27 protein-coding genes are annotated in these 23,197 nt (G+C 63.1%); 8 read left to right on the forward strand and 19 right to left on the reverse strand.

From position 1 onward, the window contains the following. Positions 1–4 precede the first annotated feature (4 nt). Positions 5–595 (reverse strand): hypothetical protein, encoded by a 591-nt coding sequence (locus LXM55_RS11970; protein WP_233320571.1) that lies wholly within the window; start codon positions 593–595, stop codon positions 5–7. Next, entirely contained in the window at positions 561–1,301 is a 741-nt protein-coding gene (locus LXM55_RS11975) for an SURF1 family protein (RefSeq protein ID WP_233320572.1), read from the reverse strand. The genes LXM55_RS11970 and LXM55_RS11975 overlap by 35 nt, the downstream gene beginning before the upstream one ends. Positions 1,302–1,371: 70 nt before the next feature. Here LXM55_RS11975 and LXM55_RS11980 point away from each other — a divergent pair, with 70 nt between their 5' ends. Continuing rightward, positions 1,372–1,575, forward strand: a complete 204-nt coding sequence (locus LXM55_RS11980) for a twin transmembrane helix small protein (RefSeq protein ID WP_233320573.1) — start codon at positions 1,372–1,374, stop codon at positions 1,573–1,575. Between the two features lie 25 nt (positions 1,576–1,600). Here LXM55_RS11980 and LXM55_RS11985 read toward each other — a convergent pair whose 3' ends face one another. From LXM55_RS11985 to coxB, 4 genes are all read right to left on the reverse strand, one after another. Beyond that, positions 1,601–2,488 carry a cytochrome c oxidase subunit 3 gene (locus LXM55_RS11985; RefSeq protein WP_233320574.1) on the reverse strand — a complete coding sequence of 296 codons (888 nt, stop codon included), beginning with the start codon at positions 2,486–2,488 and terminating at the stop codon, positions 1,601–1,603. Positions 2,489–2,521: 33 nt separating this feature from the next. Continuing rightward, positions 2,522–3,079: a cytochrome c oxidase assembly protein gene (locus LXM55_RS11990; RefSeq protein ID WP_233320575.1), complete on the reverse strand. Its 558-nt coding sequence runs from the start codon at positions 3,077–3,079 to the stop codon at positions 2,522–2,524. A gap of 111 nt (positions 3,080–3,190) precedes the next feature. Then, on the reverse strand, positions 3,191–4,786 hold the full coding sequence (ctaD, locus tag LXM55_RS11995; RefSeq protein WP_092318196.1) for a cytochrome c oxidase subunit I: 1,596 nt from the start codon (positions 4,784–4,786) through the stop codon (positions 3,191–3,193). Between the two features lie 82 nt (positions 4,787–4,868). Then, a complete protein-coding gene (gene coxB / locus LXM55_RS12000) occupies positions 4,869–5,996 on the reverse strand; it encodes a cytochrome c oxidase subunit II (protein ID WP_233320576.1) in 1,128 nt (375 codons plus the stop codon). A gap of 371 nt (positions 5,997–6,367) precedes the next feature. On the opposite strand from coxB, the gene LXM55_RS12005 reads away from it, so the two are divergent. Then, positions 6,368–7,018: a hypothetical protein gene (locus tag LXM55_RS12005; protein WP_233320577.1), complete on the forward strand. Its 651-nt coding sequence runs from the start codon at positions 6,368–6,370 to the stop codon at positions 7,016–7,018. Between the two features lie 187 nt (positions 7,019–7,205). Here the strand turns inward: LXM55_RS12005 and LXM55_RS12010 are convergent, their stop codons facing one another. The 5 genes from LXM55_RS12010 to LXM55_RS12030 all read right to left on the reverse strand — a co-directional run bounded on the left by LXM55_RS12010 (position 7,206) and on the right by LXM55_RS12030 (position 13,172). Then, complete coding sequence (locus tag LXM55_RS12010; RefSeq protein WP_011058446.1) at positions 7,206–7,940, reverse strand: carbonic anhydrase; 735 nt, start codon at positions 7,938–7,940, stop codon at positions 7,206–7,208. Between the two features lie 116 nt (positions 7,941–8,056). After that, a complete protein-coding gene (locus LXM55_RS12015; protein WP_233320578.1) occupies positions 8,057–9,115 on the reverse strand; it encodes a PA0069 family radical SAM protein in 1,059 nt (352 codons plus the stop codon). 200 nt (positions 9,116–9,315) lie between these two features. Beyond that, complete coding sequence (locus LXM55_RS12020) at positions 9,316–10,620, reverse strand: c-type cytochrome (RefSeq protein WP_233320579.1); 1,305 nt, start codon at positions 10,618–10,620, stop codon at positions 9,316–9,318. Between the two features lie 12 nt (positions 10,621–10,632). Next, the gene (locus LXM55_RS12025; RefSeq protein ID WP_233320580.1) at positions 10,633–12,417 is read right to left on the reverse strand and encodes a GMC family oxidoreductase; all 1,785 of its coding nucleotides are present in this window, start codon (positions 12,415–12,417) and stop codon (positions 10,633–10,635) included. Positions 12,418–12,419: 2 nt separating this feature from the next. Beyond that, the gene (locus LXM55_RS12030) at positions 12,420–13,172 is read right to left on the reverse strand and encodes a gluconate 2-dehydrogenase subunit 3 family protein (RefSeq protein ID WP_233320581.1); all 753 of its coding nucleotides are present in this window, start codon (positions 13,170–13,172) and stop codon (positions 12,420–12,422) included. 292 nt (positions 13,173–13,464) lie between these two features. Between LXM55_RS12030 and LXM55_RS12035 the strand changes: the two genes are divergently transcribed. Then, positions 13,465–14,133 (forward strand): dual specificity protein phosphatase family protein, encoded by a 669-nt coding sequence (locus tag LXM55_RS12035; RefSeq protein ID WP_233320582.1) that lies wholly within the window; start codon positions 13,465–13,467, stop codon positions 14,131–14,133. Positions 14,134–14,256: 123 nt separating this feature from the next. Here the strand turns inward: LXM55_RS12035 and LXM55_RS12040 are convergent, their stop codons facing one another. The 3 genes from LXM55_RS12040 to LXM55_RS12050 form a co-directional block, all read right to left on the reverse strand. Then, positions 14,257–14,535 (reverse strand): YheV family putative zinc ribbon protein, encoded by a 279-nt coding sequence (locus LXM55_RS12040; protein WP_233320583.1) that lies wholly within the window; start codon positions 14,533–14,535, stop codon positions 14,257–14,259. Continuing rightward, positions 14,532–16,583: an oligopeptidase A gene (gene prlC, locus LXM55_RS12045; protein ID WP_233320584.1), complete on the reverse strand. Its 2,052-nt coding sequence runs from the start codon at positions 16,581–16,583 to the stop codon at positions 14,532–14,534. The genes LXM55_RS12040 and prlC overlap by 4 nt, the downstream gene beginning before the upstream one ends. An 83-nt stretch (positions 16,584–16,666) precedes the next feature. Further along, the gene (locus tag LXM55_RS12050) at positions 16,667–16,855 is read right to left on the reverse strand and encodes a hypothetical protein (RefSeq protein WP_092318162.1); all 189 of its coding nucleotides are present in this window, start codon (positions 16,853–16,855) and stop codon (positions 16,667–16,669) included. Between the two features lie 168 nt (positions 16,856–17,023). Here LXM55_RS12050 and LXM55_RS12055 point away from each other — a divergent pair, with 168 nt between their 5' ends. Together LXM55_RS12055 and LXM55_RS12060 are read left to right on the forward strand one after the other, a co-directional pair. Continuing rightward, complete coding sequence (locus LXM55_RS12055) at positions 17,024–17,572, forward strand: gamma carbonic anhydrase family protein (protein ID WP_233320585.1); 549 nt, start codon at positions 17,024–17,026, stop codon at positions 17,570–17,572. A 28-nt stretch (positions 17,573–17,600) separates the two neighbouring features. Then, positions 17,601–18,257, forward strand: coding sequence for an HAD family hydrolase (locus LXM55_RS12060; RefSeq protein WP_233320586.1), 657 nt, complete (start codon positions 17,601–17,603; stop codon positions 18,255–18,257). A gap of 128 nt (positions 18,258–18,385) precedes the next feature. On the opposite strand, the gene LXM55_RS12065 is transcribed toward LXM55_RS12060, so the two are convergent. Beyond that, positions 18,386–19,474 carry an aminopeptidase gene (locus tag LXM55_RS12065; protein ID WP_233320587.1) on the reverse strand — a complete coding sequence of 363 codons (1,089 nt, stop codon included), beginning with the start codon at positions 19,472–19,474 and terminating at the stop codon, positions 18,386–18,388. A 59-nt stretch (positions 19,475–19,533) separates the two neighbouring features. On the opposite strand from LXM55_RS12065, the gene LXM55_RS12070 reads away from it, so the two are divergent. Then, entirely contained in the window at positions 19,534–19,947 is a 414-nt protein-coding gene (locus LXM55_RS12070; RefSeq protein WP_233320588.1) for a PA0061/PA0062 family lipoprotein, read from the forward strand. Between the two features lie 42 nt (positions 19,948–19,989). Next, positions 19,990–20,409: a PA0061/PA0062 family lipoprotein gene (locus tag LXM55_RS12075; RefSeq protein WP_233320589.1), complete on the forward strand. Its 420-nt coding sequence runs from the start codon at positions 19,990–19,992 to the stop codon at positions 20,407–20,409. A gap of 6 nt (positions 20,410–20,415) precedes the next feature. On the opposite strand, the gene LXM55_RS12080 is transcribed toward LXM55_RS12075, so the two are convergent. Both LXM55_RS12080 and LXM55_RS12085 read right to left on the reverse strand, forming a co-directional pair. After that, complete coding sequence (locus LXM55_RS12080) at positions 20,416–20,649, reverse strand: DUF1161 domain-containing protein (RefSeq protein WP_233320590.1); 234 nt, start codon at positions 20,647–20,649, stop codon at positions 20,416–20,418. Between the two features lie 151 nt (positions 20,650–20,800). Continuing rightward, a complete protein-coding gene (locus LXM55_RS12085) occupies positions 20,801–21,232 on the reverse strand; it encodes an OsmC family protein (protein WP_233320591.1) in 432 nt (143 codons plus the stop codon). A gap of 239 nt (positions 21,233–21,471) precedes the next feature. On the opposite strand from LXM55_RS12085, the gene LXM55_RS12090 reads away from it, so the two are divergent. After that, a complete protein-coding gene (locus tag LXM55_RS12090; RefSeq protein WP_233320592.1) occupies positions 21,472–22,473 on the forward strand; it encodes an LLM class flavin-dependent oxidoreductase in 1,002 nt (333 codons plus the stop codon). A gap of 61 nt (positions 22,474–22,534) precedes the next feature. Here the strand turns inward: LXM55_RS12090 and LXM55_RS12095 are convergent, their stop codons facing one another. Together LXM55_RS12095 and LXM55_RS12100 are read right to left on the reverse strand one after the other, a co-directional pair. Next, entirely contained in the window at positions 22,535–22,759 is a 225-nt protein-coding gene (locus tag LXM55_RS12095; protein WP_233320593.1) for a DUF1161 domain-containing protein, read from the reverse strand. 134 nt (positions 22,760–22,893) lie between these two features. Continuing rightward, entirely contained in the window at positions 22,894–23,109 is a 216-nt protein-coding gene (locus LXM55_RS12100) for a dodecin (protein WP_016965134.1), read from the reverse strand. Positions 23,110–23,197 lie beyond the last annotated feature (88 nt).

Consider the following 23,197-nt stretch of genomic DNA (forward strand, 5'->3'; position numbering starts at 1 on the left):
GCCCTTATCCGATGTTCGACAGTTTCAGCAGGTGGCGCAGGTCATTGAGCAGGTCCTTGCCCTTGACCCGGGCGTCGTAGCGCAGCACCAGGTTGCTGTGGGGGTCGACGATCCACAGCTGCGGTGCGTCCTGGTCACGGGCGCCCCGGGTGAAGGTCGCCAGGTCCAGGGGGTAGCGCTGCAACTGCGGGTATTCGCGCTGCAGCCTGGCTTCGTACTCGGCACTCAGCGGCTGGGCGCTGGCCAGGGCATGGCTGGCCCGTGAAGCATCGCGCCCCAGGGCCACCTGGATCTGCCGCGCCAGGTACACCAGTTGCTGGCAATCCGCCGCGCATTCCTTGGGCGCAGTGACCAGGATCTGCCAGCGATCCTCTTGCGACTGCACGCCGATCTCGGCGCGGGTCTGGCCGTTGCCGATCAGTTCGCCGTGATAGCTGCGGCTTTCCGGCACCCAGAACTGCAGCTTGTACATGCCGGTGGCGAGGATCATCGGGCCGATCACCATCAGCAGGATCAGCACCAGTTGCCAGCGGCCGCGACGCCGGTTCGGCGCCTGGGCGTCAGAGATGTTGGGTGGATTCATGGCCGTTCCCATGGCGTTTCTCCCGTGCGTTGTGCCAGCCGAAGTAGAGGTAGAGAGCGAACAGGGCCAGGGCCAGGGCAAACCACTGCACCGCGTAGGCCTGGTGTTTTTCCGGGCCCATGGCGACCACCGGCCACTCGGTCAGGTAGGCGCCGGGGCCGGACTCCTGGCGCACTTCATGGTTGAAGCCGCTGCGCCCCAACTCGGTCCACAGCGCCTGCGGAGCCACGGCGGTGATCAGCCGAGGCCAGCGCGCGCCGCTAGGGTCGGCATGCAGCTGGAACGCCGCGCCCGGCGCCACGTAGACCCAGGCATCCAGGCTCAGGCTCTGCTGTGGGGTGCTGAACACCGGTGGCGTGCGCCGGTCGGGCCAGGGCAGCCAGCCGCGATTGACCAGCAACCAGCGGCCGCTGGCCTGATCGAGGAAGGGTTGCAGCAGTTCGACCCCGACCTTGCCGTCATGCAGGCGGTTATCCAGCAACAGGCTGTGGTCGGCGTCGAAATGCCCGTGCAGGCGCACCCGGCGAAAGGCCGGATCCTCGGCGGCCAGCAGCTCGAACAAGGCCACCGGTTCGGCTGCGCGACGCTCGGCGTAGCTGGCCAGCAGCTGGCGCTTCTGCTCGCCGCGGCCCAACTGCCAGAACCCCAGGGCCACCAGCATCGGCAGCAGCAACAGCACCACCAGAGTCGGCACGATGCCTGGCCGGAAGCCCTTCATGGCCGGCCCGCAAAGCTGAGAATTCGACTCGCTATACTGCTGTACATCGCGTTCTCCCCGGAGTCCCACCATGCTCAAAGCAGCCATCGTCCTGATGCTGATTGCCACGGTTGTCAGCCTGTTCAGCGGCCTGTTCTTTCTGGTCAAGGACGACAGCTCATCCAAGCGCCTGGTGACGTCACTGAGCATTCGGGTGGGCCTGGCCGTGATCACCGTCGGCTTGATCGCCTGGGGTTTCTTCAGCGGCCAGCTGGTCTCCCACGCGCCCTGGTAGGGCGCAGCAACGCCTAAACAGCGCCTCAGAGCACGTAGACGAACACGAACAGGCCGATCCAGACCACGTCGACGAAGTGCCAGTACCAACTGGCGGCCTCGAAGCCGAACTGGTGCTCGGCGTCGAAATGCCCACGCATGATGCGCATCAGCATCACGAACAGGATCAGCGTGCCGATGGTCACGTGGGCCCCGTGGAAACCGGTGAGCATGAAGAAGGTCGCGCCGTAGATCCCCGAGCCCAGGGTCAGCCCCAGTTCGTGATAGGCATGGATGTATTCCTCGGCCTGGAAGCCGAGGAAGGCGCAGCCCAGGAGCACGGTCAGCGCCAGCCAGATCTTCAGCGCGCCGCGATGGCCTTTCTTCAAGGCATGGTGGGCGATGGTCACGGTGACGCTGGAGCTGACCAGCAGCACGGTGTTGAGCAGCGGCAGGCCCCAGGGGCTGATGGTGGCCTTGGGCGGTGGAAAGAGTTTCGGATCGGGGTTGTTGAGCAGCGGCCAGACGAACTCGAAGTTCGGCCAGAGCATGTGGGCGATGCCCTTGTGCCCCTCACCGCCGAGCCAGGGCCCGGACATGTGCCGCACATAGAACAGCGCGCCGAAGAAGGCCATGAAGAACATCACTTCGGAAAAGATGAACCAGCTCATGCCCCAGCGGAACGAGCGATCGAGCTGGGCGCTGTACAACCCGGCGCGGCTTTCCTTGACCACCGCGCCGAACCAGCCGAACAGCATGTAGGCCAGCAGCAGGCCGCCGACGAAAAAGATCAGTGGCCCATGGGATTCCGGGCGCGCCGCCTTGAGGTCGTTGAACCAGGTCGCCAGGCCGAACACGGTGACGAACATGCCCACCGTCGCGATGATCGGCCACTTGCTCTGGGCGGGAACGTAATAGTGCTCATGAGTCGCCATGGGTTGTTCTCCTTATCGGGCACGCTAGGTCGTTCAGCCACCGGTCTTGGTGGCAACCGCCACCGGTGGATGACGCGCGGTGATATCGAACAGCGTGTAAGCCAGCGTCAGGTGCTTCACATCCTTGGGCATGTCGCGGTCAACGATGAAACGCACCGGCATCTCGATCTTCTCCCCGGGCTGCAGCACCTGCTGGGTAAAGCAGAAGCACTCGGTCTTGTGGAAGTACGTGGCCGCGCTGCTGGGGGAAATGCTCGGGATAGCCTGGGCGCTCATCGGGTGGTCGCTGGGGTTGCGGGCGATGAAGATCATCTCGTTCACCGCCCCCGGATGGACCACGATGTCATCGGACTTGGGATAGAAATCCCAGACCATGTCGATGGCGTTGGTGGACAGGAACTGCACCCGCACCTGGCGCGATTCATCCACCTGCTGCCTCTGGTCCGCGTACTGCCCGCCGGTCTTGCCGTTGATCCCCAGGGCCTTGCACATCACGTCGTAGATCGGCACCAGGGCAAAACCGAAGACAAACATCGCCGTCACCACCAGCAACAGGCGGGTCACCAGTTTCTTCAGCGAAATCTCGGCCATCTCAACGCCCTCCCGAACCTGTAGGAGCTGGCTTGCCAGCGAACCGGGCGACGCCTTCTAGCGCCTGGCCCGACGCCTTCGCGAGCAAGCTCGCTCCTACAACACAGATGTTCATTTCACTTCCGGTGGGGTGACAAAGGTGTGGTAGGGCGCCGGCGAAGGGATGCTCCACTCCAGGCCCTCGGCGCCTTCCCACGGCTTGGCCGGGGCCGGTTTGCCACCGCGAATGCACTTGATGACGATGAACAGGAAGAAGATCTGCGTGGCGCCGAAGGTGAAGGCGCCGATGGAGGACACCATGTTGAAGTCGGCGAACTGCAGGTTGTAGTCCGGAATCCGCCGCGGCATGCCCGCCAGCCCGACGAAGTGCATGGGGAAGAACGCCATGTTCATGCCGACGAAGGACAGCCAGAAATGCAGCTTGCCCAGGGTTTCGTCGTACATGTGCCCGGTCCACTTGGGCAGCCAGTAATAGGCCGAGGCGAAGATCCCGAAGATCGCCCCCGGCACCAGCACGTAGTGGAAGTGCGCCACCACGAAGTAGGTGTCCTGGTACTGGAAGTCCGCCGGGGCGATGGCCAGCATCAGCCCCGAGAAACCGCCGATGGTGAACAGGATGACGAAGGCCACGGCGAACAGCATCGGCGTCTCGAAGGTCAGCGAGCCCTGCCACATGGTGCTCACCCAGTTGAACACCTTGACCCCGGTGGGCACGGCAATCAGCAGGGTGGCGTACATGAAGAACAGCTCGCCCACCAGCGGGATGCCCACCACGAACATGTGGTGCGCCCAGACGATGAACGACAGGAAGGCAATCGCCCCGGTGGCGTAGACCATCGAGGTGTAGCCGAACAGCGGCTTGCGGCTGAAGGTCGGGATGATCGAACTGACGGCGCCGAAGGCCGGCAGGATCATGATGTACACCTCGGGGTGGCCAAAGAACCAGAACACGTGCTGGAACAACACCGGGTCGCCACCGCCGGCGGCACTGAAGAAGCTGGTGCCGAAGTGGATGTCCATCAGCATCATGGTCACGCAACCGGCCAGCACCGGCATCACCGCAATCAGCAGGAAGGCGGTGATCAGCCAGGTCCAGACGAACAGCGGCATCTTCATCAGGGTCATGCCCGGGGCACGCAGGTTGAGGATGGTGGCGATCACGTTGATCGCGCCCATGATCGAACTGATGCCCATCAGGTGGATGGCGAAGATGAAGAAGGTCACGCTTTCCGGGGCGTAGGTGGTGGACAGCGGGGCGTAGAAGGTCCAGCCGAAGTTCGGCCCGCCACCGGGCATGAACAGGGTCGAGACCAGCAGCAGGAAAGCCGCCGGTAGCAGCCAGAAGCTGAAGTTGTTCATCCGCGGCAGGGCCATGTCCGGGGCGCCGATCATCAGCGGGATCATCCAGTTGGCCAGGCCGACGAAGGCCGGCATCACCGCGCCGAAGACCATCACCAGGCCGTGCATGGTGGTCATCTGGTTGAAGAACGCCGGCTCGACGATCTGCAGCCCGGGCTGGAACAGCTCGGCACGGATCACCATGGCGAACGAGCCGCCGAGGAGAAACATGCAGAAGCTGAACCACAGGTACAGGGTGCCAATGTCCTTGTGGTTGGTGGTCAATACCCAGCGCATCAGCCCCTTGGCGGGACCGTGGGCGTGGTCATCATGGCCGGCGTGGCCGTGGTCATCGATCACAGCACTCATGTCCTGTCTCCTGCGAGCGAATGGACGGGATGATCGGCAGCGACGTGCCGCGACCGCTTGCGCAAATACTCGATGAACCGGCTCATTTGCTTTCCGCCTGTTTCAGCGCCAGGACATCCTTGGGCGTCACCATGTCGCCCTTGTTGTTGCCCCAGGCATTGCGCTCGTAAGTGACGACGGCGGCGATGTCGACTTCCGAGAGCTGCTTGCCGAACGCCGCCATGGCGGTGCCCGGCTTGCCGTGGAACACCAGGCTCAGGTGAGCCTCCTTGGGACCGGTGGCAATCTTCGAACCCTTGAGCGCCGGGAACATCGGTGGCAGGCCCTGGCCCTCGGCCTGGTGACAGGCAACGCAGGTGGTGTGGTAGATCTTGTCGCCACGGGCCACCAGCTCGTCCAGGGTCCATTCCTTGCTGGTCAGTTCCTTGAGCTTGGCCGCCTCGGCCTTGCGTTCGCCGAGCCAGGTGTCGTAGTCGGCCTGGCTCTTGACCTCGACCACGATCGGCATGAAGCCGTGGTCCTTGCCGCACAGCTCGGCGCACTGGCCGCGGTAGATGCCAGGCTTGTCGACCCGGGTCCAGGCCTCGTTGACGAAGCCGGGAATGGCATCGCGCTTGACCGCGAAGGCCGGCACCCACCAGGAGTGAATGACGTCGGCGGCGGTCACCAGGAAGCGCACCTTGGCGCCCACCGGCAGCACCAGCGGCTGGTCGACTTCCAACAGGTAGTGCTCGCCCTTGGCGGTCTTGTTGTGGATCTGCTCGGCGGGCGTGGCTAGGTTGCTGAAGAACTCGACATCCTGGCCCAGGTACTTGTAGTGCCACTTCCACTGGTAGCCGGTGATCTGGATGTCCACGTCCGGCTCGCTGGTGTCGTACATCTTGATCAGCGTTGCCGTGGCGGGCACGGCCATGGCCACCAGGATCAGGAAGGGAATGATGGTCCAGAGGATTTCCACCGTGGTGCTTTCGTGGAAGCGGGCCGGGACCTGGCCGGTGGAGCGACGGTGCACGATCATCGACCAGAACATCGCGCCGAAGACGATGAGCCCGATCACCACACAGATCCAGAAGATGGTCATGTGCAGGTCGAATACCGCGTGGCTTATCTCGGTCGCCCCAGGCGTCATATTCACCGTCCAGGCGGCTTGCGCCTGGCTGAATACCGACCACAACAGCAGGCCCATCCAGACATGTGGATGTCGCATCATTGCGGGTTCCCCTTATCGTTCTTGTTATCCCGGAGGCTCAACACCTGCGGCAAGGGAGCGGCTGCCTAGACTACGAACTTAAACCGGCCGGGGCCTCGCTGCGTCTGCAGTCGAGCGTCATCAGCTAACTTCATTCCTTGGCGAGTATAGACAGCGACTCTCACCTCGCAACGCGAGGGCGTAAATCAGCTGAAACACTGGGAAAGGGGTTTGCAGGCCACGGAGAAAAAGGGATCAGGGTTCAGCACCGACAAAGCGATATAACCGCGATGACTAAGCATGAAATAATTATGACAAATGCGTCTTAACTGCTTTTGTAAGCACGCTAACTTATGTGCTCCCTATTCATGTCCTTGTAACCTGGAGTTTTCATGAACACCGCCGCATTGCGCGAGCAGATCAAACTGGCCCAGCAACACGAAGCCAGTACCGGTCTCTTGACCCGTCAGCTGGAGAGCCAACTACCACACCTGCACCCAGCCATCTCGCTGCCCGAAGTCGACGCCAAGGGCGTCATGACCCGTTTCGTCAGCGCCTATATCGACCAGGTCCCAGACCTTCTGGACGCCGCCCACTCTGTAGCCCGGGAAGCCGGCATCGAATCGCAGATCAAACCGGTACTGAAGATCGCCGAGCAATTCTTCCTCCAGCCGCCCGCCATCATGGACGGCCACGTCGGGCTCGACAGCCTGCTGGATGAGGCCTACCTGGCCCTGCGCCTGGTAGAGGAAGTGAATGATCTGTACATCAAGCATTTCAGCCGTCCGCTGATCCCTCTGGACATGACGGTTGCCAACCTCATCGCCCACCAACTGATCGGCGAAACCTTCGCCAACCAGCTGGACGAAGCGGTGCACCATGCCGTCGACGCGATGCTCAACGAAGAAAGCTTCGCCCTGGAATCAGTCGAAGCCTACCGCGACACACTCAACAGCCCGGACACCGAGGCCGCCTGGAAACGCTGGCCTTGCCTGTCGCGCCAGCTGGGCGTGGAACTGGAACTCGATCAGCCCGCCGCCTGACCCACTCCTCGCCAGCAAGGCTCGCGCCGAGCCTTGTGGCGAAGGGGCCGACCGCATCTACTACGTTCCAGCCCCGCCCGCGCTGCCCAGCCAGCCCTCCAGATGACCCTTCAAGCCCCGCGCCTCGAATCCTTGCGCGCGCACAAGGCCGTCCGGGCTCGACTTCACAGGGGCTTGCCGGAAGGGATCAGAAGCGCGCTTTGGGCGTCGCCACCGGGATCGGGTGGCTGCCATCGAGCGGCAGGAAACAACCCTTGTCGGCGTCATAGGCCTTGATCGAGCTGGTCTCGATGTCATAGACCCAGCCGTGGATGAACAACTGCCCGTTGGCCATGCGCGAGGCCACGGAAGGGTGAGTGCGCAAGTGCTGCAACTGGGCGATGACGTTCTCTTCGGTCAGCACATGCATGCTGGAAGACTCGTCGGCGCAATCGCAGTTCTCGTGGACCATGGTCCGCGCCACTTCGGCATGACGCAGCCAGGCCTTGACCGTGGGCATCTTCTCCAGGCTCTGCGGGTTGAGCACGGCGCGCATGGCACCGCAGTCCGAATGCCCGCAAACGATGATGTGATGCACCCCCAGGGCCAGCACCGCGTACTCGATCGCCGTGGAAACACCCCCGTTCATCTGCCCGTAGGGCGGCACCACGTTGCCCACGTTGCGGGTCACGAACAGGTCGCCCGGGGAGCTCTGGGTGATCAGTTCGGGAACGATGCGCGAATCGGCACAGGCAATGAACATCGCCCGTGGCCGCTGGGCCGTGGCGAGTTTCTTGAACAACTCTTCCTGCTGCGGGAAGACTTCATGATGAAAATGCAAAAAGCCGTCAACGATATGCTGCAACGCTGCATCGGCGGTTTCGGCAACCTCGGTGGGTGCGGGAGCCGACGCAGCCAACGGCTGTTTATCCTTGTCACTCATGATTCAGCCTCTCTGTCGGATTTGGTGAATTTTCCAGAATTATCCGGCACGACGCCAGCAATCGATTAAAAAATAGCCGAGCCGCCGGCTGTGACCAAACGATAGGCCAACGCCGCTCACAGCAACGACATCTGCCCACCCGGCGGACAGAAGGCCGAGCAGTCGAGATCAAACCCTTCGCGGCGATTGAGCCCCAAGCGCTTGAGAGCCTTGGCAAAGCGCTGGGCCAGCAGGTCGGCGAACGGCCCCTCGCCGCGCATGCGGGCGCCGAAACGGCTGTCGTAAAGCTCACCGCCGCGGCTCTGACGGATCAGGCTGAGCACGTGGGCAGCCCGTTGCGGGTAATGCGCCGCCAGCCACTCCTCGAACAGCGGCGCCACTTCCAGGGGCAGGCGCAGCATCATGTAGGCGGCGCTCTGCGCCCCGGCGGCGTGGGCTTCGCCGAGCAGGCTTTCCAGCTCGCTGTCGTTGATCATCGGGATCATCGGCGAGCACAGCACCCCGACCGGAATGCCTGCTTCACGCATCACCCGGATCGCCCGCAATCGCGCCTTGGGCGCCGCCGCCCGGGGTTCGAGAATACGCTTCAACTCATCGTCCAGGGTGGTCAGGCTGATCATCACCGCCACCAGTCGCTGCCGGGCCAGTTCGGCCAGCAGGTCCAGGTCGCGCAGGATCAACGAGCCCTTGGTGACGATGGTCACCGGGTGCCGATAGCGCAGCAGCACCTCCAGGGTGCGCCGGGTCAGTTGCTGTTCGCGCTCGATGGGCTGGTAAGGGTCGGTATTGGACCCCAGGTTGATCGGCGCACAGCGATAACCGGGCTTGGACAACTGCTGCTCCAGCAGGGCGGCGGCGTTGCTCTTGGCGATCAGCTTGGTTTCAAAGTCGAGCCCCGGCGACATGTCCCAGTAAGCGTGGCTGGGCCGCGCGTAGCAGTAGATGCAGCCATGCTCGCAGCCGCGATAGGGGTTGATCGAGCGGTCGAAGGGCAGGTCCGGCGAACTGTTGCGGGTAATGATGGATTTCGCCGTTTCAAAACGCACCTCGGTGCCCTGGGTCAGCGGCACCTCCTGGTACCAGCCGTCGTCCTCGGCCACCGAACGATTGGGCGCGAAACGGTTGTGCGGATTGCTCGCGGTGCCACGGCCACGGGGCGGCAAGGGGCTGTACATAGAAGGCACTCCATTACTGTATGCACATACAGTAATGGAGCCGAATTTATCTGACCAGCACCGCCGGACCGAAACCCCGGCCTGACAGGAGCGGGCTAGCCTGTGAGTTCGACCTCGGCCCCCAGGACATCGCCCAGCGTTCGTTCAAGACTGAACCGCGCAATTGGCCGGCGCCCCGCCCGGGAGCGCCGGCCACGCCGTCATTTGCTGATCACCTGCCCCAGGTCGTCATTGGACGTGCTCTGCAGGTCATTGCCCCGCAGTCCGGCCACGTCCGACGCGTTGACCGGCGAAGCCTGGTTGCCCCAGCTGCTGCGGATGAAGTTGACCACGTCGGCCACCTCCTGGTCCGACAGGCGCCAGGCAAACGCCGGCATGGTGAAGGTCGACGGCGCGCTGTGGGTGGCCGGCAAGGTGCCGCCCTTGAGCACGATATGGATCAGCGAGGTGGCGTCCGCCGACTGCAGCACCGGGTTGCCCGCCAGCGCCGGGAACACCCGGGTGTAGCCATGGCCGTCGGTGCGGTGGCAGGCCGCGCAGTTGTCGATGTACACCGCCGCGCCCGGCTTGCTGTCGTCACCGTTCCACAGGGCTTGGGCCAGCTGCTTGTCGTAGGCATGCGGCTGGTCCTTGGGGTCATTGGCCGGAAGCGACTTGAGGTAGCGGGCAATCGCCGTCAGGTCGGCCTCGCTCATGTACTGCATGCTGTGCACCACCACGTCGCTCATGCCGCCGAACACCGCGCTGCGATCGCTGCGGCCGGTCTTGAGGAACTGCACCAGCTGCTCTTCGCTCCAGCTACCCAGGCCGTCCTTGTGATCGCCGCGCAGGCTCTTGGCGATCCAGCCTTCCAGCGGCGCGCTGCCGGACAGGAAAGCACTGCCGTCGCTGGCGCTCAGGGCCTTCTCCTGCATGGTCAGGGCCCGTGGCGTATGGCAGGCGCCGCAGTGGCCCAAGCCTTCCACCAGGTAGGCTCCGCGACTGATCACCGGGTCACTGCCCGCCGCCAGTGCCGGGGTTTCCACACTGGGGGCGAACATCCAGCGCCAGATCGACAGCGGCCAGCGCATGCTCAGGGGCCAGGGAATGTCGCTGCCCTGGTTGTCCCTGGCCACCGGCGCCACGCCCTTCATGAAGTAGGCGTAGAGCGCCTGCATGTCGGCGTCGCTGACCCGGGCATAGGACGGGAAGGGCATGGCCGGGTACAGGGTACTGCCGCCCTTGGCCACGCCATGGCGCACGGCCTGGTCGAAGTCCTCGAAGCTGTAGTCGCCGATACCGGTCTTGTCCGGGGTGATGTTGGTGGAATAGATCACGCCGATGGGGGTTTCCATCGGCAGCCCGCCGGCGAACGGCTTGCCGTCCTTGGCTGTGTGGCAGGCCACGCAGTCTCCGGCGCGGGCCAGGTATTCGCCCTGTTGCACCAGGGCCTGCTGATCCACCTCGGCGGCGTTGACAAGGCTGCTGCCCAGCAGCGCCAGGCTGGCGATAACGAGTGCTTTCATGGTCATCGCTCCTTATGCCTGCACCAGCGGGCCGGGGTTCTTCAGGTACTGCTCGCGGATCGCCCGGGCCGACCAGTAGGTCAGTGCCGCCACCAGGCCGGTGGGGTTGTAGCCCAGGCCCTGGGGGAAGGCCGAAGCCCCGGGAACGAAGACGTTGTGCACGTCCCAGCTCTGCAAGTAGCGGTTCAGGGCGCTGGTCTTGGGATCGGTGCCCATGATCGCGCCGCCGTTCAAGTGGGTGGTCTGGTAGGACGCGGTGTTGAAGTGTTCGCCAACCTTCTTGCCCAGCAAGGCAATGGCCTTGGGGTTCATCGCCTGGGCGATCTTGCCCATTTTCTCGACCATGAAGCGGTTCATCTTGATGTCGTTTTCCTGCCAGTCGAAGGTCATCCGCAGCAGGGGCAACCCGTAGGCATCGCGGTACACCGGGTCCAGATCCAGGTAGTTGCCACGGTAGGACTGATGCGCGCCATGGGCGTCCATCGACACCTGGTGGGTGTAGTAGTCGGCGGTGGCTTTTTTCCAGGCACTGCCCCAGGCCGGGGTGCCCGGCGGGTTCGAGGTGCCGGCGATCGGCCGGCTGCCGGCCTGGTTGACCCACATCGGCGAGCCGCCGACGAAGCCGTGCGGGCCGTGGTCGAAGTTGTCGGCGTTGAAGTCGTCCACCGCCACGCCGTTGCCGCCGGCGCCGATGAAGTTGTTGGTGTGCACGTCCTTGTCGAAGTAGGCCTTGATGGTGGCCATGTTCTGGTAGGCGAAGTTCCTGCCCACCACGCCTTCACCGCTGATCGGGTCGTAGGGTTTGCCGATGCCCGACAGCAGCATCAGCCGCACGTTGTGCAACTGGAAGGCACCGAGGATCACCAGGTCCGCCGGCTGCTCGATCTCGCGCCCCTGGCCATCGACATAGGTGACGCCGGTGGCGCGGGTCCTGCTGCTGTCGAGATTGACCTTGAGCACGTGAGCATTGGGCCGCAACTCGAAATTCGGCAGCGGCTTGAGGGCCGGCAGAATGTTCACGTTGGGCGAGGCCTTGGAGTACATGTAGCAGACGTAGCCACTGCAGAAACCGCAGAAGTTGCACGGCCCCATCTGCGCGCCGTAGGGGTTGGTGTAAGGCCCCGAGGTATTGGCCGACGGCAGGTTGTAAGGCTTGTAGCCCACCTCATTGGCAGCTTTCTGGAACAGCTGTGCGGAATAGGTGTTCTTCTGCGACTCCAGCGGGAAGTGGTCCGAGCGATCCGGCGCATACGGGTTGCCACCCTTGCCGTCGCCTACCAGCTGGCCCTTCACGGTCCAGGCCTGGCCCGAGGTGCCGAAGACCTTTTCCGCGTAGTCGAAGAACGGCTCCAGCTCTTCATAGCTGACGCCGAAGTCCTGGATGGTCATGTCCTTGGGGATGAAGCTCTTGCCGTAGCGTTCTTCGTAATGGCTGCGCATGCGCAACTCGATGGGGTCGACCCGAAAATGCACCCCGGACCAGTGCAGGCCGGCGCCGCCCACGCCATTGCCCGGCAGGAAAGCCCCCAGTTGCCGGTTGGGCAGGGCCACGTCATTGACGCTGTGGCGGATGGTCACGGTTTCCTTGGAAATGTCCTGGAAGAGTTTCTTGCGCACGCTGTAGGTGAGTTCGTCGATCACCTGGGGATAGTTGCCGTCCGGGTAGGTGTCCTGCATCGGCCCGCGCTCCAGCGCCAGCACATTGAGCCCGGCCTCGGTCAGTTCCTTGGCCATGATCGCGCCGGTCCAGCCAAAACCGACGATCACCGCGTCGACCTTCTTCATTACCGTTGCCATGCTCAAGCCCTCTCGCCGCGAATCGAAACTGCCGGGAAGGGGTATTGCTCGTTGCGTTCCACCCAATCCATGAAATCGGCGCGCGCGCCGGGGAAACCGATCAGGGTCCAGCCGACCAGGCCTTTATTGCCGCCGTGGATCGGGTCGCTGAAGAAGCCTTCCTTGCTGTTCTGCAACAGCAGATTGAAGAAAAGCTTGGCCGGGACCGCCTCGAACTGCGGGGTTCCGGCCTCCAGCTGCTTGAGCAAAGCGTCTCGGGTAGCGCTGTCTTGCGCGGCAAAAACTTGACCCTTGAGGTCTTTGCACCATGCATCCACGGCGGCAATGCCCAGGCGATAGATGTCCTTGGGCACCAGCTTGCTCTGCCAGCCCATCTCCGGCGCGGCATCGGCCTTGAACGGGCCTTGCATGTACCACAGGGCTCCCGCGGCGTAGGGGGTGTTCATCTGCCGGTCGATGTACTCCGGCACGCCGGCCTCCAAGGCGCCCGGGCCCATTTCATCGGCCGGGATCAGGCGCTCCACCGCGGCCTTGATAAAGGCCCATTCTTCAGCAGTGAAGTAGCTCGGCTCGTAGCCCTGGGCGCGGCCGGGCTGCTTGCCCGATGCAGCGGGTGTGGCGGCGACGGCCGTTTCAGGCGCGGCCGCCAGCAGGGAACCACCCAGGCCAGTGCTGGCGACGGTGACCACGGGGATCAAGGTCAGGGATTTACGCAAAAACTCACGCCGCGGGTTGTCTCGATCTTGATCAGACATGGGTGCACCTCATCAGGCATTGATGGATTGGTCAGCCGCGTCATGGCGCGGCTTTATGTTGGGGCAACGCAAAAGGCCGGGAGACCCCGGTTTTATGAACACATCAGCAAACTTTAGTTACAAATGGTAGCAGGCTAAGCATCAAGATGAATCGTTTCAGGCGGAAAAAAGATCAGTAAACACTGGGAATGACGGATCAGCTTCACGATTCTTTGACAGTGGGCTCACAGGGCTTTGACCCCTCCAGACCGATACTGCCCGGCATTGAATCCCCTCATCGGTGATCCCACGCATGTCGAGCATTCGTTTCATCCCAGCCCTTTGCCTGTCGTTGCTGGCGCTGCTGGCGCTGCTGGCCGGGCCACAGGTACACGCCGCCGAGGCCCCCTCCAGCCGCCCTGAGCAATGGGCACAATCGGTGGAGACGCAATACAACCTGTATCAGATGTCCCCCACGCTGTACCGCAGCGCCCTGCCGGACAAAGGCGCCGTGCCGCTGCTGCAGCAGCTCAAGGTGGCCACGGTGATCAACTTCCTGCCGGAATCCGACGCCAGCTGGCTGTCCGCCCCGGACATCAACCAGGTGCAGCTGCCTTATCGCACCAACCATGTCGATGACGCCGATGTGCTCAAGGCCCTGCGCGCCATCCAGAGCGCCGAAGCCCAGGGCCCGGTGCTGATGCACTGCAAACACGGTTCGGACCGTACCGGCCTGATGGCCGCCATGTATCGGGTGGTGGTCCAGGGCTGGAGCAAAGAAGACGCGCTGAACGAAATGACCCAGGGCGGGTTCGGTGACAGTTCCCACTTCAAGGACGGCATTCGCTACATGATGCAGGCCGATGTCGACAAACTGCGTACGGCCCTGGCCAATGGCGATTGCAGCACCAGCGTGTTCGCCACCTGTTCGGTGAAGAGCTGGTTCGAGACGGTAGGTGTCAGCAAGCCACTGAGCCACTGAACACCGCACCTTCTGTAGGCGCGGGCTTGCTCGCGAGTACACGCGGGGCGAAAGAAGGAAGGGTGGCGAATCGATTCGCCGGCAAGCCGGCTCCTGCGAGGGAGCCGGCTTTTTACTGCGTGGTCAGTCGGTTTTTTTCTTCAACTTGGGGTTGGGGAAGAACTGCACCGATTGCACCTTGGTGTCCGCCACCTTGGGTGCCGCGCTGTTGACCCGGGTCCCGAGTTCCTTGGGCACCGACAGGCCCTGTTCGTTGAGGGTGTCGGAGTAGCCACAGGCCACGCATTCGCGATGCGGCACATCGTCCTCGCTCCACATCATCAGCTTGTCTTGCTCACTACACGCCGGGCACACCGCCCCGGCGATAAAGCGTTTCTTGGTCTTCACGGGTGCTTCACTCATGCTGCTGCGTCCTCGCTGAGGCCGCTGTGGCGCAAGAGTGCGTCAATCGACGGCGCCCGTCCGCGGAAATCGACGAACAGCACCATCGGCTCCTGGGAACCGCCACGGGCCAGGATCGCCTCGCGGAAAGCACGCCCGGTGGCCGGGTTGAGCACGCCGTCTTCCTCGAACTTGGAGAAGGCATCGGCCGACAGCACTTCCGCCCACTTGTAGCTGTAGTAACCCGCGGCATAACCACCGGCGAAGATGTGCGCAAAGCTGTTGGGGAAGCGGTTGTAGGCCGGCGGACGCATCACCGAGACTTCATCGCGCACGGTTTCCAGCACCTGCAGCACGCTGCGGCCGTCGCCGTGGGTGGCGTGCAGCTCGAAGTCGAACAGCGAGAACTCCAGTTGGCGCACCATCATCAGCCCGGACTGGAAGTTCTTCGCCGCCAGCATCTTCTGCAGCAAGTCCTGGGGCAGCGGCTCGCCGCTTTCGTAGTGACCGGAAATCAGCGCCAGGCCTTCCGGCTCCCAGCACCAGTTCTCCATGAATTGGCTCGGCAGCTCCACGGCGTCCCAAGCCACGCCGTTGATCCCGGACACACCGGCATGCTCGACCCGGGTCAGCAGGTGGTGCAGGCCATGGCCGAACTCGTGGAACAGGGTGGTGACTTCGTCGTGGGTCAACAGGGCAGGCTTGCCGCTGTCGGCCGGGGTGAAGTTGCACACCAGGTTGGCCACCGGGCTTTGCAGCACGCCGCCCAGGGTGCGGCGACGATCACGGGCGCCATCCATCCAGGCGCCGCTACGCTTGTTGGCGCGGGCATAGAGGTCGAAGAAGAAGCGGCCGACGTGCTGGCCGTTTTCCTTGATCTCGAACAGGCGCACGTCCGGGTGCCAACTGTCGAAACCCTTCTGCTCGGCAATCTCGATGCCGTACAGGCGCTGGACAATGGCGAACAGCCCGCTCAGCACCTTGTCGATGGGGAAATAGGCGCGCAGGGCTTCCTGGGACACGCTGTAACGCTGCTCGCGCAGCTTCTCGCCATAGAAACCGCTGTCCCAGCTTTGTAGGTCAGGGCAGCCCTGTTCTGCGGCGTAGGCCTTGAGCTGTTCCAGGTCCCGGGCGGCAAACGGTTTGCTGCGCTTGGCCAGGTCGCGCAGGAAGCTCAGCACCTGATCGCTGGACTCGGCCATCTTGGTGGCCAGGCTCAGTTCGGAGAAGCTGGCAAACCCCAGGAGCTTGGCCAGTTCCTGACGCAGGCCGAGGATTTCTTCCATCACCGGACCGTTGTCGTGCTGACCGGCGTTAGGGCCCTGGTCCGACGCGCGGGTGCAGTAGGCGGCATAGACTTCCTCGCGCAGGGCTCGGTCCTGGGCGTAGGTCATCACCGCGTAGTAGCTGGGGAACTCCAGGGTGATCAGCCAGCCTTCCAGGTCCTTGGCCTGGGCGGCGGCGGCCATTTGCGCCTTGGCCGAATCGGTCAGGCCGGCCAGGGCCGCTTCCTCGGTAATGTGCTTGGTCCAGGCCTGGGTGGCGTCCAGCAACTGGTTGGAGAAACGGCTGCCCAGCTCGGACAGCTTCATCTGGATTTCGCCATAGCGCTGCTGCTGGTCCGCCGGCAGGTCGATGCCGGACAGGCGGAAATCCCGCAGGGTGTGTTCGAGAATGGTCTTTTGCGCCACATCGAAACCTGCGGCCTCGGGGCTGTTCGCCAGCGCCTCATAGGCCTTGAAGAGCTCGCGGTTCTGCCCCTGCTCGGTCCAGTACTCGGACAGCATGGGCAGGCAAGCCTCGTAAGCGCCGCGCAGCTCGGGGCTGTTGCACACGGCGTTCAGGTGGCTCACCGGGCTCCAGGCGCGTCCCAGACGGGCACCCAGCTCGTCCAGTGCCAGCACCAGGCCCTGCCAGGTCGGCGTGCCCTGTTGCTGCTCAAGCAGTTGCGCGATTGCGACGCGGTTGTCGGCCAGCAGGGTCTCGATGGCAGGCTGGACATGCTCGGGACGGATGGCGGAATAGGGCGGCAGGTCGAAGTCCTGCAGGAGGGGATTGCTGGAGCTCAAGGCATTCACCTGTAGATTGCGTCTGGGTAGAGGTTTAATAGAGCAGCAAGAAACAGCGAGGGGGCGCAAGCCCCCTCCGGAAATTATTTTCGTCTCCTGTTCGCATTCCAGGAGCCGTTCTTGGGTAGACCGCTGATGCCTCTGGCGATCTTCTGAATCTGTCCTCCGCGATGAAGATAGACCGCGACATGCGCGGCGATCGACTCACGGGTTTCAACAGCCGCTTTATTTCCTGCCTTGCTTGCAGAAGATCTGAAACGCAAGGTAGTCATAAACACACTCCTTTTCCAGAGACGGCCAGCCACTATGCCAGATTATTGACATTTTAGCCAAAAAAGCCGTTTTATCCCGGTAAATACTGAATTTTCGACGCTTTTTGCCAACACATGATCACCCTCTCCAGCCACCATCGACGCGCAAAGCGCGCCACAGGACTGTCCATGAAAGCGATAAGAAAATACCAGGGCGTGACACCGCTCCTGGGCGAGCGGGCCTTTGTCGACCACTCGGCGGTGGTCATCGGCGACGTGGAAATCGGCGCCGACAGCTCGGTCTGGCCGCTGACGGTGATCCGCGGCGACATGCACCGCATCCGCATCGGCGCGCGCACCAGCGTGCAGGACGCCAGCGTGCTGCACATCACCCACGCCGGCCCCTTCAACCCCGACGGCTTCCCGCTGCTGATCGGCGACGACGTGACCATCGCCCACAAAGTCATGCTCCACGGCTGCAGCATCGGCAACCGGGTACTGATCGGCATGGGCAGCATCGTCATGGACGGCGCGGTGGTGGAAGACGACGTGATCGTCGGCGCCGGCAGCCTGGTGCCACCGGGCAAGCGCCTGGAAAGCGGCTTCCTGTATGTCGGCAGCCCGGTGAAACAGGCACGCCCGCTGACCGACAAGGAACGGGCGTTCTTCACCTACAGCGCCGCCAACTACGTGAAACTCAAGGACCTGCACCTGGCCGAAGGCTACGACCGGCCCTGATCAACCGTTGTACAGCCCAGGAATTCCCATGCATTACCAAACCGTACTGTTCGACCTCGACGGCACCCTCACCGACCCTCGCGAGGGCATCACCCGCTCGATCCAGTTCGCCCTGGGCAAACTGGGGATCGACGAGCCGGACCTGAGCAAGCTGGAGCACTTCATCGGCCCGCCGCTGTTGCAGGCCTTCATGCAGTTCTACGGCTTCGACGAGGCCCGTGCCTGGGAGGCGGTGAATTTCTATCGCGAACGATTCAAGGTCACCGGCCTGTATGAGAACCGGGTCTTCGACGGTGTCACGCCGCTGCTGGAAACCCTCGGCGGGCAAGGGCGGCAGCTGTACATCGCAACCTCCAAGCCCTGGGTCTTCGCTCGGGAAATCGCCCGCCACTTCGACTTCGCCAAGCACTTCAAGGTGATCTACGGCAGCGAACTGGACGGCACCCGCACCGACAAGGTCGAGCTGATTGCCCATCTGCTGGAGCAGGAACAGCTCGACCCGGCCAGCACCCTGATGATCGGTGACCGCAAGCACGACCTGATCGGTGCCAAGCGCAACGGGCTGGACGCGGCGGCGGTGGGCTATGGCTTTGGCAGCCACGAGGAATTGAGCGCCGAGGCGCCGGCCTATCACTTCGAAACCCTGGGCGAGCTGCATCAGGCGTTTTTGCGCCCTCAGGGCTAATGCCGATCAGTTAAGGACAGCACTGTAAGAGCTTGCTCCCGCTGGGGCGCGCAGCGGCCCTGAAAATGGGACTGCTACGCAGTCCAGCGGGAGCAAGCTCCCTCGCCACAGGGTATTCGCCCTAGCTCCTACGAAGCGGGTGCAGCCTCTTGCAGCCGCACTAAAGCGGCCTTGCGTTGCTCGGCCGGCAAGTGCCCCAGCGTTTCCACGGCGCGAAAGAAAGCCGGCCAATCCCCGTTCACCTGCTTGAACAGCGCGGCAAACGCCGGCACCCACTGGTCATACAGGCCGAAAGGCAACAGCCGGGCGTTGTTCAGCGGGGCGTTGATCCAGGCGTCATAGCGTTTCGAACCCGCCCACTGATGGTCGCGCAACTGCCGATATTCGCGGCGCATGCGTTCGAATTCCGCGGCCTTGCGCTGGCGCATCTGCTCGGCGGGCAAGGGCAGGGCATAGAGTTGCTCCAGGCGTTTGCGGGTCGCGAGCACCAGCTCGGTGAACTGGTCACGCTGGCGCAGCTCGTCGTCGCCCAACGGCGCCAGCCCGCGATAGGCGCGCCACTGGCGGGTGCCTTGCTGCTCGACGAAGGTGGCGTAGGACTCGTTGAACTCGGTGTCGTCCTTCACATAAAAGCGCTGGTGCGCCAGCTCGTGGAAGATCAGGGTCGCCAGGCGCTCGTCGCCCCAGTGCATCATCGAGCTGATGATCGGGTCGTCGAACCAGCCCAGGGTCGAGTAGGCCTCGACCCCGCCAATCGCCACATCCATGCCCTTCAGGCGCTGCAACGCCGCCTCGCCGCGAGCCGCGCCCTGGTTGTAGTAGCCGCGATAGGCCACGCAACCGGCAATGGGAAAGCAGTGGGTTTGCGGGCTCAGGGAAAACTCCGCGGTGGCGAACACGTTCCACACCACATAGGGCCGGCCGATGTCGACGTACAGCCGGTAGCTGCGGTTGTCCGGCAGGTGCAGGTGCTGGCTGGCAAAGGTGCGGGCCTGTTGCGACTGGGCCAGATGAGCGCGCAGGGCCGGGTCGCGGCTTGGGTCGGCCAGCACCTCGGCCACCGGCACACGGGCCCGCAGCAACTGCATCTGGCCGCCGGCCAGTTGGCTGTAATAACCGAGGCTGCTGCAACCGTTGAGCAGCAAAAGCATCAGGGCCGGAAACAAAAACCGCAAAAGAGGATCAAGTAACCCATGGCTTGAACACGGCCTAGTCAAATCGAATCATCCACAGAGAGTCTGCCCGCAAGACTATCTCGCCAGCCTGGAGTTTCGCCATGCGCGTGTTGCTGTTGACCACCGGCCTGCTGACCCTTGGCGGTTGCGCCGGCCTGCCCGACCCTGATCCGGCCCAGGCCTGGATCGACCTCGTCCCGCCCCGGGACAGCCACCTGCAAGCCCTGGAGGTGGACGACCGAGCCATCGCCGACCCGCGCTACTTCCAGGTCCAGCCCGGCAGCCATGAATTGACCCTGCGCTACCAGTTCGCCGTGCAGCCCGGCAACATCGGGCCGGACGCCGAACCGCTGTGGCGTGACTGCCAGTTGAATGTGAAATTCAAGGATTTTGGCGCTGGCCAGCGCTATCGGGTACAGGCCGGGAACATCGGCTTCCACCCTTGGGCCAGGCTCTACGACGAGCAACACACCCTGCTCGACAAAGCCCGACCGGCAGGCTGCCAGCGCAGTTGATCGGCGCTATGCTGAGCACCTCTCGCTCATTCGGCCACTGTCATGCGCCCACGCCTGCTGCTTCTCACCCTTGCCACCCTCAGTGCCTGTACCACGCCCTTGCCCAGCGTCGATCCGCAACAGGCCTGGGTCGACCTGGCCACCCCGACGCCCGGCGGCAAGCTGGTCATGGCCGAGCGCCTGGACAACCAGCGCCTGGCAGACGGCCGCTTCTTCCAGGTCAGCCCCGGCAGCCATGAATTGATGGTGCGCTTCGACTTCGAAGTGTTCGCCGGCGGCATGGGCATGAACAACGATCCCCAGGAACGCCTGTGCTACCTGAGCCTGCGCTACGACCATTTCCAGGCCGGCCAGCGCTATCGCCTGGAAGCGCGCAACCTGGCCTTCACCCCCAGCGCGCGGCTGTACAACGCCCAGCGCGAGATCGTTGCCGAGGAGCGCATGATCAACTGCGTGCCCTGAAGCGGCTCAGCGATCGTTCTTCTGGTAGATGATCTTCTTGGTGCCGTTCTCACAGCTGCCGACCACCATGTTGTTGTCGTGGACTTCGTCGTTGGTGACGATTTCCAGGGTGTAGGAAGGCACGCCCTGGGCCTGGATCTTGGCTTCGATCTCGGCCTTGAGTTCCTCGCAGGGCTTGGGGGCGGCCAGGGCCGATGTGGCCAGTACGCAACTAACAACCGCCAAGGCAAAACGTTTCATGATCTAAAGCTCCCTTGCTGCGGCGCGCACGAGGGTGCACTGAAACCGCCGTCGCGTATTCGACCACAGGTGCTTGTCCGCCGCACAGGCACCTTCGCCGGCCAACCGGCTCCTACAGACCGGTGCAGAAGCCGGCTGGCCGGCGAAACAATCAGCTCAGCAGCGTCGCCTCCAGGCTGATCTTGGCGTTGAGCACCTTGGACACCGGGCAACCTTCCTTGGCCTTCTTGCTCAGCTCGTCGAACTGCTGCTGGCTGGCGCCGGGAATCTTCGCCTTGAGGCTCAGGTGCACCGCGGTAATGGCAAAGCCGCCATCGACCTGGTCCAGGGTCACTTCCGCCTGGGTGTCGATGCTGTCCGCCTTGAGCCCGGCCTCGCCGAGAATCATCGAAAAGGCCATGGAGAAACAGCCCGCGTGGGCCGCGCCGATCAGCTCTTCGGGGTTGGTGCCCTTGCCGCCTTCGAAGCGCGCCTTGAAGCCGTAAGGCGCTTCGCGCAGCACGCCGGTTTCGGTCGAGATCGAGCCGATGCCGGTTTTCAGGTCGCCTTGCCAATGCGCCGAGGCTTTCTTTTTGATACTCATCGCTTTCTCCTCAAGAACCGGTGCGAAGGTTCGCACCGCGCTGGTTTCTGCTGCCTAAGGGTTCTGAGGATAGATCCGACGGCAAAGTTCAGCCGGTGTCGCCGTCATCCGTTTACCCGACAAGTTCACTCAGGCTATTGAAACTCGGGTATATGCCCACATTGCATAGGTCTGACTTACAGACTTCGGCAGGTTTTGGCTCATGACAAAAGCCTGCGTACCCAAGGAGAAGCAGGCTTATGAAACCGCTGTCCGCTGTTAAATACTCGACCCTCGACCTGGTGCCCGTGCGTGAAAACGGCAGCCCGGGGCAGTCCCTGCGCAACTCCCTGGACCTGGCGCAGCACGTGGAAAAGCTTGGCTACACACGCTTCTGGGTCGCCGAACACCACAACATGGACGGTATCGCCAGCTCTGCCACCTCGGTACTGATCGGCTATCTGGCGGGTGGCACGTCGACGATTCGCGTCGGCTCCGGCGGGGTCATGCTGCCCAACCACGCGCCACTGGTGATCGCCGAACAGTTCGGCACCCTGGAAAGCCTGTACCCGGGGCGCATCGACCTGGGCCTGGGGCGCGCTCCGGGTTCCGACCAGATGACCGCCCGCGCCCTGCGCCGCGAACGCTCCGGCAGCGCCGACGATTTCCCTGAGGACGTTGCCGAACTGATGGCCTACCTCGGCCCGCGCACCCCGGAACAACGGGTCATTGCCATGCCGGGCACCGGCACCCACGTGCCGGTGTGGCTGCTCGGCTCCAGCCTGTTCAGCGCGCAGCTGGCGGGGGAGCGGGGCCTGCCTTACGCCTTCGCCTCGCATTTCGCACCGCGCTACCTGCATGAAGCGATTCGCGTGTATCGCAACCACTTCAAGCCTTCGGCAGTGCTCGACAAGCCCTATGTGATGCTCGGCGTGCCCTTGGTGGCAGCCGATACTGACGAGCAGGCCGATTACCTGGCGACCTCGGTGTACCAGCGGATCCTCGCGCTGATGCGCGGCCAGAGCCTGGTCCAGCGCAAGCCGGTGAAGAGCATGGATGGCCTGTGGCTGCCCCACGAGAAGGAAGCGGTGTCGAGTTTCCTCGGCCTGGCCATGATCGGCAGCCCGGCGAAAATCCGCGCCAAGCTCGACGTGCTGATCGAACAGACCGGGGCCGATGAACTGATCTTCACCTGCGACCTCTACGAGCACGCCGACCGGCTGCACTCCTACGAGCTGCTGTCACAGGTGATGAAAGGCTGAACGGCAGGCATAAAAAAGCCGACGCCATCGCGTCGGCTTTTCAATGGGCATCCACAAGGGCTCAACCGCGCTTGTAGACAATCTCCTTGCTACCGGCTTCGCAGGTGCCAACCACCTTGCCATCGGCCGCAGCGCCCTTTTCCACCACTTCCAGCGAGTAGTGCTTGGCGCCCTTGGCGTCGATCTTGGCGGCAATCTCGCCTTTCAGCTCTTCGCACGGCTTGCCAGCGGCAAGGGCTGTTCCCGCAAGACTCAACAAAGCAGCAGCTAATACTAGTTTTTTCATCGGTCACATTCCCTGGTCGGATCAAAAGAGGCGGCGTTGACGCCAGCCAGACAGAGGCTCAAGACAGTTGTAGCGCTTTGCCACTTCCTATGGCACTCGGCCAGCGCACAAGTTCCAGAGCCTAGCTCAAGCCTTCAACTATTGGCAATTCGGAAACCCACCTTGAGCGTGACCTGGAAATGCGCGGCTTTGCCGTCCTTGATATGCCCCCGGGTTTCGGTCACTTCGAACCACTCCAGGTGCTTGATGCTCTTGTGCGCTTCCGCCAGCGCGTTGTTGATCGCTTCTTCAATGCTGTTCGGCGACGAACCCACCAGTTCGACTTTCTTGTAGGTGTGATGATCAGTCATGGCGCTCTCCTTTTTAGCTGTGAATTACAGCCTAGCAGTGATTTTTCCTATTACTCGTGGCGCCACCGCCAACAGCACGTTCAGATTT

The sequence above is a fragment of the Pseudomonas sp. Au-Pse12 genome (genome assembly GCF_021341665.1).
GTDB lineage: Bacteria > Pseudomonadota > Gammaproteobacteria > Pseudomonadales > Pseudomonadaceae > Aquipseudomonas.

Coding starts and splice junctions, on each gene's coding strand:
- LXM55_RS11975 (WP_233320572.1), bottom strand. CDS start 1,301: ATGAAGGGCTTCCGGCCAGGCATCGTGCCGACTCTGGTGGTGCTGTTG.
- ctaD (WP_092318196.1), bottom strand. CDS start 4,786: ATGAGTGCTGTGATCGATGACCACGGCCACGCCGGCCATGATGACCAC.
- LXM55_RS11970 (WP_233320571.1), bottom strand. CDS start 595: ATGGGAACGGCCATGAATCCACCCAACATCTCTGACGCCCAGGCGCCG.
- LXM55_RS12030 (WP_233320581.1), bottom strand. CDS start 13,172: ATGTCTGATCAAGATCGAGACAACCCGCGGCGTGAGTTTTTGCGTAAA.
- LXM55_RS12060 (WP_233320586.1), top strand. CDS start 17,601: ATGCATTACCAAACCGTACTGTTCGACCTCGACGGCACCCTCACCGAC.
- LXM55_RS12080 (WP_233320590.1), bottom strand. CDS start 20,649: ATGAAACGTTTTGCCTTGGCGGTTGTTAGTTGCGTACTGGCCACATCG.
- LXM55_RS12005 (WP_233320577.1), top strand. CDS start 6,368: ATGAACACCGCCGCATTGCGCGAGCAGATCAAACTGGCCCAGCAACAC.
- LXM55_RS12035 (WP_233320582.1), top strand. CDS start 13,465: ATGTCGAGCATTCGTTTCATCCCAGCCCTTTGCCTGTCGTTGCTGGCG.
- LXM55_RS12010 (WP_011058446.1), bottom strand. CDS start 7,940: ATGAGTGACAAGGATAAACAGCCGTTGGCTGCGTCGGCTCCCGCACCC.
- coxB (WP_233320576.1), bottom strand. CDS start 5,996: ATGATGCGACATCCACATGTCTGGATGGGCCTGCTGTTGTGGTCGGTA.
- LXM55_RS12090 (WP_233320592.1), top strand. CDS start 21,472: ATGAAACCGCTGTCCGCTGTTAAATACTCGACCCTCGACCTGGTGCCC.
- LXM55_RS11990 (WP_233320575.1), bottom strand. CDS start 3,079: ATGGCCGAGATTTCGCTGAAGAAACTGGTGACCCGCCTGTTGCTGGTG.
- LXM55_RS12075 (WP_233320589.1), top strand. CDS start 19,990: ATGCGCCCACGCCTGCTGCTTCTCACCCTTGCCACCCTCAGTGCCTGT.
- LXM55_RS12070 (WP_233320588.1), top strand. CDS start 19,534: ATGCGCGTGTTGCTGTTGACCACCGGCCTGCTGACCCTTGGCGGTTGC.
- LXM55_RS11985 (WP_233320574.1), bottom strand. CDS start 2,488: ATGGCGACTCATGAGCACTATTACGTTCCCGCCCAGAGCAAGTGGCCG.
- LXM55_RS12020 (WP_233320579.1), bottom strand. CDS start 10,620: ATGAAAGCACTCGTTATCGCCAGCCTGGCGCTGCTGGGCAGCAGCCTT.
- LXM55_RS12100 (WP_016965134.1), bottom strand. CDS start 23,109: ATGACTGATCATCACACCTACAAGAAAGTCGAACTGGTGGGTTCGTCG.
- LXM55_RS12015 (WP_233320578.1), bottom strand. CDS start 9,115: ATGTACAGCCCCTTGCCGCCCCGTGGCCGTGGCACCGCGAGCAATCCG.
- LXM55_RS12055 (WP_233320585.1), top strand. CDS start 17,024: ATGAAAGCGATAAGAAAATACCAGGGCGTGACACCGCTCCTGGGCGAG.
- LXM55_RS12050 (WP_092318162.1), bottom strand. CDS start 16,855: ATGACTACCTTGCGTTTCAGATCTTCTGCAAGCAAGGCAGGAAATAAA.
- LXM55_RS12095 (WP_233320593.1), bottom strand. CDS start 22,759: ATGAAAAAACTAGTATTAGCTGCTGCTTTGTTGAGTCTTGCGGGAACA.
- LXM55_RS12040 (WP_233320583.1), bottom strand. CDS start 14,535: ATGAGTGAAGCACCCGTGAAGACCAAGAAACGCTTTATCGCCGGGGCG.
- LXM55_RS11980 (WP_233320573.1), top strand. CDS start 1,372: ATGCTCAAAGCAGCCATCGTCCTGATGCTGATTGCCACGGTTGTCAGC.
- LXM55_RS12085 (WP_233320591.1), bottom strand. CDS start 21,232: ATGAGTATCAAAAAGAAAGCCTCGGCGCATTGGCAAGGCGACCTGAAA.
- LXM55_RS12025 (WP_233320580.1), bottom strand. CDS start 12,417: ATGGCAACGGTAATGAAGAAGGTCGACGCGGTGATCGTCGGTTTTGGC.